This window comes from Streptomyces sp. SP17BM10, assembly GCF_036322405.1.
Classification (GTDB): Bacteria; Actinomycetota; Actinomycetes; order Streptomycetales; family Streptomycetaceae; genus Kitasatospora.
The window spans coordinates 52,408-68,424 of the sequence record NZ_JAQYXB010000471.1; the positions used below are offsets into that span (position 1 = coordinate 52,408).

Consider the following 16,017-nt stretch of genomic DNA (forward strand, 5'->3'; position numbering starts at 1 on the left):
ACCGGGCCGGACCGCCGGCGGACAGCGGAACGACAGGAGGGAGAGGGCGCGATGGGCGACCCGAACTACAACGGCAACGGCTTCAACCAGGGCAACGACGGCGCGGTCTACGGCGCGCCCGGCACCGACCCCGGCTCGACGGGCGACTACGACACCTGGGACTGGAAGCAGATCGAGGCCGCCATCAACGGCATGGCCGCCGGCACCGGCGACGACAGCGGCCACGGCAAGTCGGTCTCCGACCCTCAGTCGCTGCAGAACGCGGCCGACGCCTTCTACCAGATCCAGCTGGTCCTCGCCGGCATCGCCCAGAGCCTCGTCGACCAGGGCAAGGCCCTGGCCGGCGAGCACGGCCCGTGGAAGGGCGACGCGGCCGACGCCTTCACGACCATGCTGACCGGCTTCTCCAAGCAGGTGCAGGCCACCGCCGACGTCCTGTCCGGCGGTTCGACCCACACCTACTCCGTGCCGCAACAGCTCGCGGACAACGCGGTCAACCTCACCAACGCCCAGAACCTCATCTCGCAGATCGACACCTGGTACGCCAACCAGGCCATCGCCCAGGGCGTGCACGCGATGGACAACGGCCTCATCCCGATCAGCCAGAAGCCCGAGCTGGTCAAGATGATGACCGCCGACATGCGCAAGGTGCTGAAGAGCCTGGCCGGCGAGTACCAGGTCACCATCGACTCCGTCCGCGCCCCGGCCCCGATCACCCCGCCGACCAGCCAGAACAAGCCGGACACCGGCGGACCGAACACCAAGCTGCCCGACCTGAAGGACTTCGAGAAGGGCGGCCCGAACACGGTCGGCAACGGCAAGGGCTTCAACATGCCCGACCTGAAGAAGTTCAGCGGTTCGCCGCAGCCCTTCCCCGGCGACCTGGGGACCGGTCACGGCCCCGGTGCGGGCGGCCTCAAGAACTTCTCGGCGCTGAGCGACGGTCCGGGCCACGGCGGCGGCCTGCACGTCCCCGGCGGCCCCGGCAACGGTCTTCCCGTCAGCGGCCTGCCGTTCCCCGGCAAGCTCGGCACCGGCGGGCCCGGCACCGGCGCACCGGAGACGGCCGGACTGGACCCGCTCGCCTTCGACCACGCGATCAACCCGGGCGCCGGCAGCGGCGTCCGCTTCCCCGGCAGTACCGGCTTGGGCGAGCTCGGCCACCTGCCTGGCATCGCGCCGATCGGCACGCCGGGGACGACCACCAACGCCCGGGGCGCCCGGTTCCCCGGCCAGACCGGCACCGGCAGCGGCGCCGGCGAACTCTCCTCCCCGCACGGCACGTTCGGCTCGGGCAAGCCGGTGGCCTTCCCCGGCGCCACCGGCGTCGGCTCCGGGACCGGCTCGCACGGGCTGGGCAGCGGGCTCGGCGACGGCCTCGGCAGCGGGCTGGGCGACGGGCTGGGCAGCGGCATCGACACCGGCGCCCCGACGGCCTTCCCCGGCCAGACCGACGCCCTCGGCAACGCCACCGCCTTCCCCGGCCGGACCACGACGGAATCCGGGCTCCCCGGCGCCTTCTCCCCCGCCGGCGGCACCGGCCTGGTCTCCGAGGGCCCGGGCGCCGGCGCCGGCCTGGGCAGCGGCATGCCGATGATGCCCGGCATGGGCGGCGGCGCGGCCGGCCAGAACACCCCCGGCGAACGCAGCGACGCCTCCGGCCTGCTGGACGCGAACGGCGAGCCGTGGGCGGGTAGCCCGCTCACCGACGGAGAGGTCGGCTCCCCGCTCGGCACCACCGCCGGCGGCGCGGCCCTGGACCTCCCGCCGGTCAGGACCGCCGACCTGGACGGCCCGGGGCTCGGCGCGCCCGGCGCCACCGTCCTGCCCGGCTTCGGCGAGACCGGTGGCCCGGCGGGCGGCACCGAGGCTCCCGGCATGGGGATGCCGATGATGCCCGGCATGGGCGGCGCGGCGGCCGGGCAGAACGCACCGGGCGAACGCAGCGACGCCTCCGGCCTGCTGGACAGCGACATCGAGCCGTGGGCGGAGGAACTCGACGCCGTCGAGGAGGAGATCACCGCAGGTGCCCTCGCCGGCGGCCCGGGTCTCACGACGACGGGCGACAGCCCGGTCACGGTGTCCGGCGAGGAACCCCTCGGCACCGGACCCGGGCAGGAGGCTGCGGCCGAGCAGGCCGTCCTCGGCTCGGACGGTCTGCCGCTGCCGGTGGCACCGACCGCACCGACCGCACCGGCCGCGCCGGTCGTCGTGCCGGAGTGGGAGGAGCCCGCGGCCCCGGTCGCGCCGGTCATCGTCGCTGCGGCCGCGGTCGCCGCTGTCGCGGTCGCCGCCACCACCGCCACCGGCGAGAAGAAGGAGAAGGAGAAGGGCACGGCGGAGGCGGAGGCATCCGCGACCGCCGAGGTCGAGCCGGTGGGCGAGCCGGTGCTCGAGCTCGCCGAGGTGGTCCCGGCCCCCGCCGCCACCACGCCCGCCCACGTCGACCCGCTCTCCACGCCGCTGCCCCTGCCGACCGAGAGCGGCGACCACGAGGAGCACGAAGCCTGGGAGGCGGCAGGCTCGGCCTTCGTCCCGCTGCTCTGGACGGTGCCGACCGAGGACGAGGAAGAGGTCATGGCCCCCGGCTACACGACGGAGGCGACGGCCACCTGGAGCGGGGAAGCGGGCCGGCCCGAGCCGGAGGAGCCGCAGTTCGCGGTCTGGCGGCCGGACCGTTCCGCACCGGCCGCCGCCGCTCCCGGCCAGTCGGCCTTCGCCTTCGACCCCGCCACCGTCTCGTGCGGGGCGGGCGCAGACGGGGACGAGCCGCTCCTCATGGAGGACGAGTCGACCGAGGAGCCGGAGACCGAACCGGAGGCGCCCCGCGGCATCGCCGACCTGCTCGTCCAGGAGAGCGACGCCTGGGGCAGCGCACCCAAGGAGGGCTTCTCGGCCCTCGGCTGACGGAGCACCCGACCCCCATTCGGCCCCCGGGCCCGCGAGAGCGCACGACACCCCCGAGGAGGGGCGCATGAGCACCACACCGTACGACCAGGGCATCGAGGACCTGCTGGCGCTGTACCACCGGCAGCGCGAGGAGGCCGTCGAGACCCGGCGCAGGATCAACGAGGTCACCGCCACCGCCACCGCCCCCCGCCAGACCGTCGAGGTGACCGTCAGCGCGCAGGGCGAGGTCACCGCCATCGACTTCCCCACCGGCGCCTTCCGCCGGATGGCGCCGAAGGAGCTGTCCGAACTGCTGCTGGCCACCATCCGCCAGGCCCGCGCCGAGGCGCTCCAGCAGGTCGCCGAGCTGACCTCGCTCGGCCTGCCGCCCGGCGTCTCCGTCGCCGACCTGCTCCAGGGCAAGGCCGACCCGACGGTCCTGCTCTCCGAGGACCCGACCATGCCCGACTCGGTGCGGGACTACCTCGCCGCGGGCGGCCCCGCGACGAACCGCCGCAGCGGCCGGCCGACCGGAACGGAGGGCTGACGATGGCGAACGAGCCGTTCTCGGTGGACACCGACGGACTCCACCTCCAACTGCCCTACGTCCAGCAGCTCGCGGCCCGCTTCAAGGGGATCGCGAGCGGGCTGGAGGGCCGGCTGTCCGACCTCGGCCCGTGCTGGGGCGACGACGCCACCGGCGAGGAGTTCTTCAAGCAGTACGACGCCCCGCACCAGGAGATCCACAAGGGCATCGGCGGCATCGGCCAGGTGGTGCACAGCACGGCCGAGGGCATCCGCACCATGGCCGTCAACTTCGAGCGCCTGGAGGACACCAACGTCGAGTCCGTCCGCCGGATCAACACCGGCGCCGGCGAGCACCGGCCCGCGCCCGAGGGGCCCGTGCACCGATGAGCATCGACCTGCCCCCCGAGATCGCCTGGGTCGCCCGGCTGGCCGTCGGCCAGTCCTGGCCCAAGGGTGACGAGGACAAGCTGCGGGCCCTGGGCGCCGCCTGGTACGACACCGCCCAGCAGCTCGACTCGATCACCAAGGAGATCGGTCCGGCGACCCACGGCGTGCTGAACAGCATCAGCGGCCCGGTCGCCGACCAGTTCCACTCCTTCACCCAGCAGTTGCAGACCAACCTGCCGCAGATGGCCGAGGCCGCCAACCAGATCGGCGATCTGGGCGACAACACCGGGGTGCAGGTCGAATACGCCAAACTCATGGTCCTCGCCCAACTCATCTGGCTCGCCTATGAGTTGAGCACACTGTCGTTCGCCGCGCCGGAGGCGATCCCGGCCGCGATCACCTCTGCGCGACTGATCGTCCAGATGATCCTGCGCCGGCTGCTGGTGTCGGTCATCTCCGGCGTCGGGTTCATGGTCGGCATGGACGCGCTGATCCAGAGCATCCAGATCCTGCTCCTCCACGACCGCACCAAGTGGGACACCGACAGCACCGTCCAGGCCGTGGAGGGCGGCGCGATCGGCGGCGCCATCGGGGGCATCCTCGGCGGCGGACTCGGCGCGTTCGCGCCGAAGTTCGCCGGCTCGCTGATCGGCAAGCTCGCCGTCGGCGGCGCCACCGGCGTGCTCACCACCGCCACCATGACGGCCGTCTTCGGCGGCGACGCGGACTACACCTCGGCCATCACCTCCGGCCTGGTCGGCGCCCTGGGCGGCGGCAAGCACGGGCGTGGCGGGGAGGAGGGGAAGACCAAGATCGACCCCGTCAACCTCAAGGAGATCAAGGCTCCGGACCTCCACCTGCCGGACGTGCACCCGGCGGACGTGCATGCGCCGGACGTGCACCCGGCGGACGTCCATGCGCCGGACGTGCATGCGTCGAATGCCGCCCCCGCCCCGATCCGGACCGGCTCCGGCCACGACACCGCCGGGGTCAAGGACCCGACGTCCGACACCCGGCCGGTGACGGTCGCCGGGGACACCGGCACGCACTCCGTCGGCACGCCCGACGTTCGCACCGTCACCACGCCGTCCGTCGCCGAGGGCCACACGACGGGCGAGGTCACCCACGGGCAGCCCGACTCCTCCGTCGGCACGCAGGAGCGGACCACCCCCCGGACCACGGACACCACCGTCGAGACGCCCGCACGGACGACGGCCTCGCGAGGCGAGACCGGCACCACGACGGGATCCGGGCTCCACGGCAGCGACACCATGACCTCGGCCCCGACCGCCCACCAGGAGGTGGGCCTCCCCGGCTTCGAGAGCAAGCCGACCGACACGACCGTCACAGACACCCGCCCCGCCGAGACACCCGGTACGAGCGGGATCACCGGACCCGCTCTCGCCGACAAGCCGACGACGACCGCCACCGACACCAACCGCGCCACCAACTCGCCCGCCACCAACTCGCCCGCCACCAGCGGCAACAGCGGCACGACCACGGCCAACCAGACCCGTCCCGCCGAAGGACGGGCGCAGGCTCCGGCACAAGCACCGGCGCAGTCCCCCCGGGTCACCACAGAAACGGGCAACACCGGCACCTCGACGGACACTCGAGCCGCCGCCCCCGTGCGCACCAGCAGCGAGCCGACCGTCACCCCCACGGAGAGCAACCCCGCCCCCCAGGCCCCGGTCGACCAACCCCAGACCGTCCACACACCGGTCGACCACACGCCCGTCGACCACACGCCGGCCGAGCACGTCGCCACCGGCCCGGTCGACGTCCACCACGCGGGCCCCGAGCACACCTTCGCGACCCCTGACGTCCCACCGCCGCTCCCGCCCCACACGGCGCCGCCCGAGCCCCCGCTGCCCCTGGCACCGCACGAGCCGGTGCGGGTCGACCTCGGCCCGATCGCCTTCGACGGCGGCTCCGCCGACCTGACCGCTCCCCGCCAGCAGGCCCTGAACACCACCGCCCGCCAGGTCGCCGACCTCGGGGTGCGCAACGCCCGCGACGGCGGCGGCCCGCCGGTGGTGACCGTCGAAGGGCGGGCGAACGTCCTCGACCAGGGCCTCCCCCACTTCGGGAAGTCCCTCAAGCTGGGGCAGGAGCGCGCCGAAGCGGTCGCCACCGCCCTGCGCAGCGAGCTGAAGGACCGGCTGGAGACCCTCCAGAGCGACGGCCCGGTGGTGCTGCGCGGCGAGGACGTCACCGTCGTCCCGCGCTCGCGCGGCAACCAGGACTTCGAACCGGGCTCGCCCGACCACACCGGCGACCACGTCGCGGTGAGCGTCGAACTGCCGCCGCCCCCGCGGCTCGAGAGCGACCCCGGCCCGGCGCACGAGGTCCACGAGCAGACCGCTTCCGCCGGTGTCCCCGAGGTGCACCTCACGGAGCCCACCCCCACCCCCGAACCGGCCGCCCGCCCGGTGCCGAAGCCGGCCTCGCCCGACTGGCGCTCCCACCTCGACGGCGCGCCGACCGCCCGCGTGCACACCGAGCGCTTCGACCCCGCGCGCGACCCGCTCAAGGGCAACGCCCCGCACTCGCTGGCCGGTTCGCAGACCCTGGTCCGCTCCGTGGTGCGCCGCGTCCAGGCCGAGAACGGCACGTGGGTGCGCCACCACACCGTCGAACTGCCGGTGCACCTCGGGCACAGCGGCATGTCGGCCGGCGAGCTGGCCGGCGTGCACGAGCGGATCCAGCGCGCGATCGACGACCACCTCAACGGCGGCCTCGAACTCCCGCGCTCCGGCGACCAGTTCCACCTCGACCTGAAGCTCGTCGCGGGCGACGACCACCCCGAGGCCATCACCATCGGCCGCAACGACCACCAGGTGCCGCTCGACCAGCGCTCCTGGAACGTGCCCGTCGACCCGGCGCATGACGACACCCACATGCCCCGCGTCGTCCACGAGGTCCTGCACTACCTGGGCCTCAAGGACGAGTACGAGGACAACACGAGCCTGTTCCGCCGCCACGGCGACGGCCCGGCCGTCCACCGCGACGGCCTGATGGGCCACGACCTCAGCGGTTCCGGCGAGGTGCCCCGGCGCTACCTGGAGACCATCGAGGACACGGTGGACCACACCGCCGTCCTCAAGGACCACCCGCACGGCGCCGCCGACGCGCCGGAGAGCGCCACCCGCACCGACCTCCCCCACCTCGACGCCGACGACCTGGCCCGCTGGGACGCGCCGCACGTCCTGACCATCGGGAAGACCGTCCCGGACGACGCCGAGCGCAGCTACCACACCATCGGCGGATCGCTCGACCCGAACTCCGACCTGGGCCGCCAGTGGCACGACCCGGCCCAGCGGCCGGCGATCGTCAAGGTGCTCAAGGACTGGATCAGCGCGCCCAAGCCGAGCGTCCCGAAGGCGGACGGCACCCCCCGCCCCGCGGGTTCTTCGGACGTCCTCGCCCGCTACTACCCCACGGACGACCAGGCGGCCGCGGCGGTCATCGCCCGCGTCAAGTCCCTGCCGATGGTCGAGATCGAGCGCGCCCTCGCCATCGACATCAGCCAGGACCCGCAGGTTCACGCGAAGGTCTCGGACTTCGTGACCAACAAGCTGGTCCCCTGGCTCAACCAGCACCACAACGACACGTTCGACACGGAGCTCGGGACCACGACCAGGGGTCTGGCGGAGAAACCGCGCCTCTACCTGCCGTACATCGACTTCGGCGACAAGACGATCGACCAGATCCTCGGCGCCCCCCACGGGGAGGGGTTCCCCACGCTGGTCTCCGCCATCCACGACGTGGCGGAACTCATGTACAACCACGACGACCTCAAGGACTTCGTCATCGTCAAGGAGGGGCCGGAGGACATCGAGTTCCGGGGCTACGTGCTCAGCGACGCCCCCGACTCCGCCACCGAACAGCACTACCCGGGCTGGACCAGTCCGGCTGGCGGTCCCCCCTTCACGCCGCCCCCGATGACGCGCGAACCGGTCGACAAGACCTTCCGCGGCCGGGACGCGACCCCCAACCAGCTGAACCCGCAGGTGGACACCGCCGGCCGCCTGGGCTACCCGATCTCGCTCGGCCCGTCGCGGACCACCGGAAAGATGATCAGGCTCGCCCACGAGGCGGGCGCGACCCCGGAGGAGAAGAAGGCCCTCGCCTACTCCCTGTTCAGCCTCTGGTACACCGACTACCGGCGCGACATCACCGACATCCACCGCTTCCACTTCGTGATGGACATGGCGGCGAACTTCGGCGTCGACTACGACCCGTTCTCCCGCCCCGTCCACCCGGTGAGCGGCGAGGACGTCTACGGCCCGCTGATCGACCGCGCCCTGGAGCAGCACCGCACCAACGCCGAGGAAATCCAGCGGAACTACGTCCCGACGGATCCCCCACCGGTCGTCACCGAGAGCGCCCCCGCGGAATCCTCCTCGTCCGCTGCCGCCGCGCCGGCGCAGGGGCACGCCCAGGCGCAGCCAGGGCCCGTCCTCGACGTCCCGGCGATCCAGAACGACCCCGAGGCGATGGCCGTCCTGAACCAGATCGCGGCGGCGAAGGGGAGCAAGTTCGGCATCCCGCTCCCCCAGGCGCCCGACACGTACCCGCCGGACAGCGTGGTGGGACGTCTGTGGACGAGGCTCGTCACGGAGGCGCCGAGCAAGGCGGCGGCGCTCCTCGGCAAGGAACTCCGGCCGAATCCGGACGGCACGAGGACTTGGCACCTCGTGATCCCCCCGAAGGCGCTGAAGAAGCTGGGCCTGAAGTGACCGATGCCGGACCGCCCCGGGCCACCGGTGGGATCATGAACGCATGACGACAGCAACGCTCGTGGACCTCCTGACCCGGTACGGCTCGACCGGGGACTTCGCCGGGCTGCGGCCGCTCGGGCCGTATCCGGTGGCCGGGCGTGGGGAGGCCGAGGACTCGGGGCGCGTCGCCGAGCACCTGCCGTGGCCGGTGTGGTTCCGGTACGGGTGCATGTCGGTCGACGTGTGCCGGTGCGGGATCATCGGCCGCGTCAGCGTGCGGACGTGGCCCGACGAAGTGGTCCTCCCGGTCGGCGGGCCGGGCGAGTACGGCACCTTCCCCGGCCCGCCCGGCTTCCGGGAGCTCTCGGAGGCGTTCGCCGCCGCCGGCGTGCCCTGGGAGCGGGTCCCCGAGGCCCACTCCCTCCCGCAGTTCACCATGCGGACGACGGTCGCCGAACTCCCGGACGTGACGGTGGACTTCGTCTTCACGACGCAGGAGGACCCGGATCACCCGACCCTCTACAGCGCCCACGCCCACGAGTACACCCACCTCTGCCCCGAGGAGCCCTGACGGTGGACGTCGAGTCCCGCGCGGGCGACGCGTCGGGCCTCCTGCCGGCCGCCCGTCCGGTGATCATGACGTCCGCGATCATGCCGCTCCCGGACCCCGGTCCGGGCGGAATCACCCGGCCTCCGCCGCCAGGTACACCACCGTGAAGCTGGCCGCGTTCCCGGCCTCCGCTCGGAGCGAGCCCGCGTCGCCGTCGGCGTGGTCGAGCAGGTACTCGGCCATGTCACGGGACAGGCTCGCGCTCCGGGGGAACCAGAGGGGGCGGCGGGCCTTCTCGTCGTAGCGGGGCAGGGGCAGGTCGTCCGAGCCCTTCCGTTCGTGGAACGCCTTCGCGTCCGCCGCCACGACCACCCGCACGCGCTTGCGCTCGCCCCAGCCCGAGGGGACCTCGACCAGCGTGAGCCGGACGTTCCCGACGCCGTCGTCCGTGCCCCACGGGAGCGTCCACTCCAGCAGGCCTCCGATCCCGTCGGCGATGCGCCGCTCGCGGTAGTCCTCGATCAGGGGTGGCAACGCGGCGAGCAGCACGCGCAGGTGCCGCAGGACGTCGGCGAACCAGACTTCTTGCACGGGAAGCCCCTCCCATCCCTCGCTTCCCGGCATCGAAGCGCGGGCCGGAGCCTCCTGGCAAGGGGTAGCGCTCAGGGGGTGGGCAGGCCGCCCGGGCGGGTGGGCGGCCCGAAGCGGACCGGTACGCCCGGGGAGTACAGCACGCTCACCGGTGGCCCGGCCGGCGCCGGCAGGCCGGCCGCGGCCACCAACTCGTCGTCGAAGTCGATGAGTTCGGCCCGGTGCAGCGGCCAGCGCGGGTGGACGTTGGGCAGGTGCATCGTCCGGCCGAAGAAGGCGTTGTGCATGCCCCAGCGGGCGGTCAGGAAGTGTTCGAGGGCGGTCGGCTCCCCGATCCGCTCGCCGACGCGGACGGCGATCCGCGAGCGGGCGCCGCGCGGTCCGGGCCAGCGCCGCCTGCTGCTGTACGTGAGGGTGTCCGCGTCGCGCCGGATCTCCATCCGGGCCCACATGTACGGCAACCGGAAGGCGCTGCGGGCGATGGCCACCGGCAGCAGCCGCGAGGCCTCCAGGGAGCGGAACACCACGCCGCGCCGCCCGTGCCGGTCCACCGAGTACAGCCGCACGTTGGTCTCCGGGAAGGTGCCGAGGTACGGGACGCCCGGCACCTTGAACCAGCCCACGCGGTGCATCCGGAAGGCCACCAGGCCGATGTAGGTGAGGCCGCCGTGCGTGTCCGGCGTGGTCCCGGGCGGCAGGAGCGGGGCCACGTCCGCGGGGTCGGCGGCCCAGTGCAGGAACGACAGGTCGAGCCAGGACTGGGTGAGCAGCGTGCTCGGCACGTCGCCCACGGGATCGGGCGTTATCGGCTCCACGGGGGAGAAGACGGTCGGCATCGCTCCAGCGTCGCACGGTTCGACATCGATCCTTCCGGCGGGCCGGGGGCCCGACCGTGGAGATCGAAGAATTTTCCGAACGCGTTGAACCGATCCCGCCGCGGATCCGTGTGGAGAGTGCACCGGGCAGCACCGCCCGAATCCTCAGACACACCCGCTCAGGGGGAGTTCGCCATGCCCATCGTCACCGTCCCCACCCGCGCCGCCCGCCGTCTGGTCGCCGTCTCCGGCGTCGCCCTGCTGGCGCTCGCCGCCACCGCCTGCGGGCCCGACACGAGCAGCGGCTACGGCGGGAAGAGCTCCACCGCCGCCGCCCCGCCGGCCGCGGCGTCCACCCCGGCGGGCGGCGACGCCGCCGGGGTGCGGATCGTCGCCGCGACCTCGGCCACGCTGGGGCCGATCGTCACCGACTCCGCCGGCCGGACCCTGTACCGCTTCGACAAGGACACCGCCAAGCCGTCCGCGAGCACCTGCACCGACGCCTGCGCGGCGAAGTGGCCGCCGCTCACCGCCCAGGACGCGGTCAAGGTCACCGGAGTCGACTCCGCCCTGGTCGGCAGCGTGACCAGGCCGGACGGGACGAAGCAGGTGACCCTCAACGGCTGGCCGCTCTACCGCTTCGCCGGGGACACCGCGGCCGGGCAGACCAGCGGGCAGGGCGTCGGCGGCACCTGGTTCGCGAGCACGCCCGAGGGCAAGAAGGCGGCGGGCACCCCTGGCCAGGCGCCCTCCCAGGCCCCCGCCGCGGCCCCCTCGTCCACCGCGTCGCAGGGTGGCGGCTACTCCGGCGGTTACTGACCCGTCCCGCCCGGCGCCGGGGGGCGAGGGTGACGGGCCGCCTTGCCCCTGCGGCGGCCCGTCACCCAGACTGTCGCGGTGCACCGGGAACGTGATCACCAACGGCTGGGGGGCGTCGCGCTCCCGGTCGGCGTCCTGCTCTGCCTCGCCCTGGGACTCTCGCTGCTGGCGGTCAGGCTCTGGCCGGACGGGCCGGAGCCGACGGCCAGGTTCGTCGACATCACCGCCGTCGACATCACCGCCGTCGCCGCACCCGCCCCTCCCGGCGCCGCCGGCGCCCCCGGCCCGGACGCCTCCACCGGCTCGTACGCGCAGGACTGCGGACGCAACCAGGAGGGACACCGCAACGCGGACAACGTGGTGGTCTCGCCCGGCACCGTGGGCGGCGCCCACCACGTGCACGACTACGTCGGCAACCTCTCCACCGACGCGGACTCCACCGACGACAGCCTCGCCGCCGCCGCGACCACCTGCACGGACGGCGACCGATCGACCTACTACTGGCCGGTGCTGCGCCGCACCGACCGCGTCGCACCGCGGACCGCGACCGGAACCACGACCGCGGCCCCCGACGACGACCCGCACGGCAACACCGGCGAGATCCTCACGCCCGAGACGGTCACCATCGAGTACCTCGGCAACCCGTGGGCCAAGGTCGTGCCGATGCCGCGCTTCCTCCGGATGCTGGTGGGCGACCCGACCGCCGCCACCGACGGCGGCGCCGACGCCGGCGCCCGCTGGGGCTGCACGGGCTTCGCCGGCCGCACCACCACCGACCGCTACCCGCTCTGCCCCACCGGGAGCCTCCTCACCCGCACCCTGGACTTCCCCAGTTGCTGGGACGGGCGCAGCACGGACAGTTCCGGCCACCGCTCCCACGTGCGCTTCCCGTCCCCCGACGGTGTCTGTCCGCACGACACCTTCCCGGTCCCGCACCTGCGGGTCACCGTGGGCTACCACCCGCCGCCGCCCCGGGCCTTCGCCCTGGACGCCTTCCCCGAGCAGCAGCACAGTCCGCTCACCGACCACGCCGTCTTCATCGGCCTGATGACCGACCGGCAGATGGCCGGCGTGGTCGCCTGCCTGAACCAGAACCGGACCTGCCGGGAATCCGATTGAACCGGACGGCCCCCGCGTACGTGCTTCACCTGGCACCCGACGACGGAGGAATGGCGGATGGCGAGGACACGATCAGGCACGCGGCAGGACGCCGCCGACGAAGCGCTGATCCGGACGCTCTACGAGCAGCACGGCGCCGCGCTGCTCGCCTACGCCGTCCGGCTCACCGGCGACCGCGCGGCGGCCGAGGACGCCGTCCAGGAGACGCTGATCCGGGCCTGGCGCAACCCCGAAGCGCTGACCGAGGCCCGCGGGTCGGTGCGCGGCTGGCTGCTCACCGTGGAGCGCAACCTGATCACCGACCGGTTCCGGGCCCGGGCCGCCCGGCCGGCCGAGGTGGCGGAGGTCTCCGAGGCGACGGCCACCGTGCCGGTCGAGCACGACCACGCCGAGGGCGTGGTCGAGGCGCTGGTGATGTCGCAGGCACTGGAGCGGCTCTCGCCCGAGCACCGCGCGGTACTGCGCTCGATCTACTTCCAACGGCTGTCGGTATCCGAGGCCGCGGAGCAGCTCGGGGTGCCGGCCGGAACGGTCAAGTCCCGTGCGCACTACGCGCTCCGGGCGCTCAAACGCTCGTACACCGGCAGGACGGGAACGTGGCAGGAGGTGTCGGTGTGACCAGGGACGACCCGAACGACGCGAACAGGAACGACGTGGACACGGACGGCGCGGGCACGACGCCGCACGGGTGGAGCACGGAACCGATCGGCGCCTACGTGCTGGGTGCGCTCGACCCGGCCGAGGCGGCGTCGGTCGAACGGCACCTGGCCGACTGCCCGGCCTGCCGCCAGGAGGTGACCGAGTTGCGGGAGCTGGAGACCGCCCTGGGCGAGGTGCCGCCCGAACTGCTCCTGGACGGCCCGCCCGAGGGCGGCGACCTGCTGCTGCAGCGCACCCTGCGCCGGGCCCGCACGGAACGCGGCTCGGCGCTGCGCCGGCGCCGGGCCCGGATCGGCGCGGTCGCCGCCGTGGCGGCGGCAGCGGCGCTGGTCCTCGGGGTCGTGCTGGGCCGCGCCACCGGGGCCGAACCGCCGGTGGCCGCCGGCCCGGCCCCGACCACGGCCCCGGCCACCCCGCCACCCGCCGGGACCAGGACCGGCTCCGCGACGGACCCGGCCACCGGCGCCCGCATGACGCTGACGGTGACCCCGGCGATGGGCTGGGTGCGGGTGAACGCGGCGGTCACCGGCGTCCCGGCCGGCCAGCGCTGCCACCTGGTGGTCAAGGGCAGGAGCGGCGCAACGGCGGACGCGGGGAGCTGGCTGGTCTCCGCGACCGGCGCCAAGTCCGGTACCGCACTGGATGGTTCGGCCATCGTCGCGCCGGATGACGTGGCCTCGGTGTCGGTCGTGAACGAGTCCGGCCAGACCTTCGTGACGGTCCCGGTGTAGGCCGCCCGCCGCCGGGCCCGCCCGGTGCGTCCGCCCCCGAGTGGCGCGGACGCGCCGGGCAGGTGGCCTCCACCGCGAGGTTGCGGAATCCCCCGCGACGGCCCCTCATGGTGGAACAGGGTGCATTCGATCGATCACGGAGAGCACGGCCGCCTTCCCCGCCGTCACCCGGCCGGCTCTCCCGCCCGAGCCGCCGAGCACCCGGATCCGTTCCCCCACCACTGCTGGAGAGCGCCTTGCGGACCGTACGAACCTCGCAGCGGATCACCGAAGACGTGATCGCCTACCTGGAGCCCGCCCTGCGCGGGGCGACGAGCAGGCTCAGCCAGCCCGTCCGGCGGATGACGGAGTACCACTTCGGGTGGATCGACGCCGACGGACGGCCCTCCACCCCGATCGGGTTCCGGCGGCGTCCCGCGCTGATGTCGCTGCTCTGCGCGGGCAGTACCGAGGAGGACTGGGACGCCGTCCGCAACGCAGCCGTCGCGGGCACACTGCTGTCCGCCGCGGGCACCATCCACGACGACATCATCGACCGCGAGCTGATCCGCAAGGGCCGCGCGACGCTCTGGACGGCCTTCGGCACGCCCGCCGCGATCCAGGTGGGCGTCGCCGTCCACAGTCTGGCCTTCGAACTCCTCGCCGACGAGGAACCGCGGGTGGCGGTGGAGCTGAGCCGGCGCGCGGCCGTCGCCGTCCGGGAGTGCTGTGCGGGCCAGATCCGCGACCTGGATTCCGAGGGCACCTCCCGCATGGACCTGCGGAACTCCCTCGACCTGCTGGAGCGCACCATCGCCCTGCCCACGGCGGGCGTCTCCATGGTCGGCGCCCTCGTGCGCGGAGCCACCGACGAACAGGTCGCCGCCACGGAGGAGTTCGGCTACCACGCCGGCATGGCGATGGCGTTCTTCGACGACTGGGAAGGCGTCTGGAGCCGCTCGCGCGACTCCCTGGAGGACTCCTTCGCCGACCTTCGCCAACGCAAGAGCCGCGCCTTCGTCGCCCACGCGCTCCAGGCCCGCGGGCCCGCCCGGGACCAGCTCGCCGCCTTCTACGACGACACCGCGGAGCCCGACCACGCCCGACTCGCCCGGGTCGCCGCGCTGATCGAGGAGTGCGGCGGCCGGGCCTGGCTGGAGGACCGGATCAGGGAGCACGTCCACCTGGCCGGCCGCGCCCTGCCCGGCGCCGTCCCCGACCCGGCCGCCAGGGCCGAACTCACCGTCTTCCTCGAAGCCATCACCGACGAGCTGGTCTGACCCCGGGCCGGCGGAACGTCCCGCCGGCCCCGCCGGGGCCACCGCCGTTCAGCCGGTGCGGGTCGCCGTGATGACGGTGGCGTCCAGGTCTTCGTGGTGGGAGGCGGTGGCACGCAGCCCGGCGTCCCCCGCGACGGCGAGGGCGGCCGGGGTCTGGCGTTCGCTGGTCTCGAAGAGGAGCGAACCGCCGGGGGCGAGCCACTGCGGGGCGTCGGCGGCGACGCGGCGCAGCACGTCGAGGCCGTCGGTGCCGCCGTCGAGGGCGGGGAGGGCCTCGTGGAGGCGGGCCTCGGGCGGCAGGAGGCCGATGTCGGCGGTGGGGACGTACGGGACGTTGGCGAGCAGGACGTCGACGCGGCCGCGCAGGATGTCGGGCAGGGCGGCGAAGAGGTCGCCCTGGTGGACGTGCCCGCCGTAGCGGGCGAGGTTGCGCCGGGCGCAGCGGACGGCGGCCGGGTCGACGTCGGCGGCGTGGAGCTCGACCCCGCCGCGGGCGGCGGCCGCGAGCCCGGCGCCGAGGGCCCCGCTGCCGCAGCACAGGTCGATGACGACGGCGTCCGGGCCGGTGAGCGCGGCGGCCGTGGCGACGAGGTGCTCACTGCGGCGGCGGGGCACGAAGACGCCGGGGTCGACGGCGATCCGCAGGCCCGCGAACTCGGCCCAGCCGACGACGTGTTCCAGCGGCCGCCCGGCGGCCCGGGCCCGCACCATCGCGGCGAGCTCGGCCGGGGTGGCGGCGGCGCGGAGGAGGATCCGCGCCTCGTCCTCCGCGAAGACGCAGCCGGCGGTGCGCAGGCGCGAGGTCACGGAGGAACGGAGGGTTGCGGAGGGGAAGACCGACAAAGGGAACCTCTTGAGGGGCTCGGGAGAAGCTGAACGACTCCGTCAGGGCCTCCACGAGGACTGTCGCCGTGAGAACGGGACGCGCTCGCGCCTCACGCGCGC

Annotated in this window: 13 protein-coding genes; 10 read left to right on the plus strand and 3 right to left on the minus strand. The window is 74.0% G+C overall.

Features of this window, described 5'->3' with window-relative positions; translation table 11 throughout:
* The first annotated feature begins 51 nt into the window (after positions 1–51).
* The 5 genes from PUR71_RS06760 to PUR71_RS06780 all read left to right on the plus strand — a co-directional run bounded on the left by PUR71_RS06760 (position 52) and on the right by PUR71_RS06780 (position 9,099).
* Entirely contained in the window at positions 52–2,907 is a 2,856-nt protein-coding gene (locus tag PUR71_RS06760; protein ID WP_329925418.1) for a WXG100 family type VII secretion target, read from the plus strand.
* Positions 2,908–2,974: 67 nt separating this feature from the next.
* Entirely contained in the window at positions 2,975–3,436 is a 462-nt protein-coding gene (locus tag PUR71_RS06765) for a YbaB/EbfC family nucleoid-associated protein (protein WP_329925419.1), read from the plus strand.
* A 2-nt stretch (positions 3,437–3,438) separates the two neighbouring features.
* The gene (locus PUR71_RS06770; protein ID WP_329925420.1) at positions 3,439–3,804 is read left to right on the plus strand and encodes a WXG100 family type VII secretion target; all 366 of its coding nucleotides are present in this window, start codon (positions 3,439–3,441) and stop codon (positions 3,802–3,804) included.
* Positions 3,801–8,546 (plus strand): WXG100-like domain-containing protein, encoded by a 4,746-nt coding sequence (locus PUR71_RS06775; RefSeq protein ID WP_329925421.1) that lies wholly within the window; start codon positions 3,801–3,803, stop codon positions 8,544–8,546. Before PUR71_RS06770 ends, PUR71_RS06775 begins: the two co-directional genes overlap by 4 nt.
* A 43-nt stretch (positions 8,547–8,589) precedes the next feature.
* Positions 8,590–9,099: a hypothetical protein gene (locus PUR71_RS06780; RefSeq protein WP_329925422.1), complete on the plus strand. Its 510-nt coding sequence runs from the start codon at positions 8,590–8,592 to the stop codon at positions 9,097–9,099.
* A gap of 111 nt (positions 9,100–9,210) precedes the next feature.
* On the opposite strand, the gene PUR71_RS06785 is transcribed toward PUR71_RS06780, so the two are convergent.
* Together PUR71_RS06785 and PUR71_RS06790 are read right to left on the minus strand one after the other, a co-directional pair.
* Positions 9,211–9,669 carry a hypothetical protein gene (locus PUR71_RS06785; RefSeq protein ID WP_329925423.1) on the minus strand — a complete coding sequence of 153 codons (459 nt, stop codon included), beginning with the start codon at positions 9,667–9,669 and terminating at the stop codon, positions 9,211–9,213.
* A 71-nt stretch (positions 9,670–9,740) separates the two neighbouring features.
* Positions 9,741–10,505, minus strand: a complete 765-nt coding sequence (locus PUR71_RS06790) for a YqjF family protein (protein ID WP_329925424.1) — start codon at positions 10,503–10,505, stop codon at positions 9,741–9,743.
* 174 nt (positions 10,506–10,679) lie between these two features.
* Between PUR71_RS06790 and PUR71_RS06795 the strand changes: the two genes are divergently transcribed.
* The 5 genes from PUR71_RS06795 (at position 10,680) to PUR71_RS06815 (ending at position 15,072) form a co-directional block, all read left to right on the plus strand.
* A complete protein-coding gene (locus PUR71_RS06795; protein ID WP_329925425.1) occupies positions 10,680–11,303 on the plus strand; it encodes a hypothetical protein in 624 nt (207 codons plus the stop codon).
* 78 nt (positions 11,304–11,381) lie between these two features.
* Complete coding sequence (locus PUR71_RS06800) at positions 11,382–12,422, plus strand: DUF1996 domain-containing protein (RefSeq protein WP_329925426.1); 1,041 nt, start codon at positions 11,382–11,384, stop codon at positions 12,420–12,422.
* A 57-nt stretch (positions 12,423–12,479) separates the two neighbouring features.
* Positions 12,480–13,040 carry a sigma-70 family RNA polymerase sigma factor gene (locus tag PUR71_RS06805; RefSeq protein ID WP_329925427.1) on the plus strand — a complete coding sequence of 187 codons (561 nt, stop codon included), beginning with the start codon at positions 12,480–12,482 and terminating at the stop codon, positions 13,038–13,040.
* The gene (locus PUR71_RS06810) at positions 13,037–13,813 is read left to right on the plus strand and encodes an anti-sigma factor family protein (protein ID WP_329925428.1); all 777 of its coding nucleotides are present in this window, start codon (positions 13,037–13,039) and stop codon (positions 13,811–13,813) included. The genes PUR71_RS06805 and PUR71_RS06810 overlap by 4 nt, the downstream gene beginning before the upstream one ends.
* A 236-nt stretch (positions 13,814–14,049) precedes the next feature.
* Entirely contained in the window at positions 14,050–15,072 is a 1,023-nt protein-coding gene (locus PUR71_RS06815; RefSeq protein ID WP_329925429.1) for a polyprenyl synthetase family protein, read from the plus strand.
* A 48-nt stretch (positions 15,073–15,120) separates the two neighbouring features.
* Here the strand turns inward: PUR71_RS06815 and PUR71_RS06820 are convergent, their stop codons facing one another.
* The gene (locus tag PUR71_RS06820; protein WP_329925430.1) at positions 15,121–15,879 is read right to left on the minus strand and encodes a putative protein N(5)-glutamine methyltransferase; all 759 of its coding nucleotides are present in this window, start codon (positions 15,877–15,879) and stop codon (positions 15,121–15,123) included.
* Positions 15,880–16,017 lie beyond the last annotated feature (138 nt).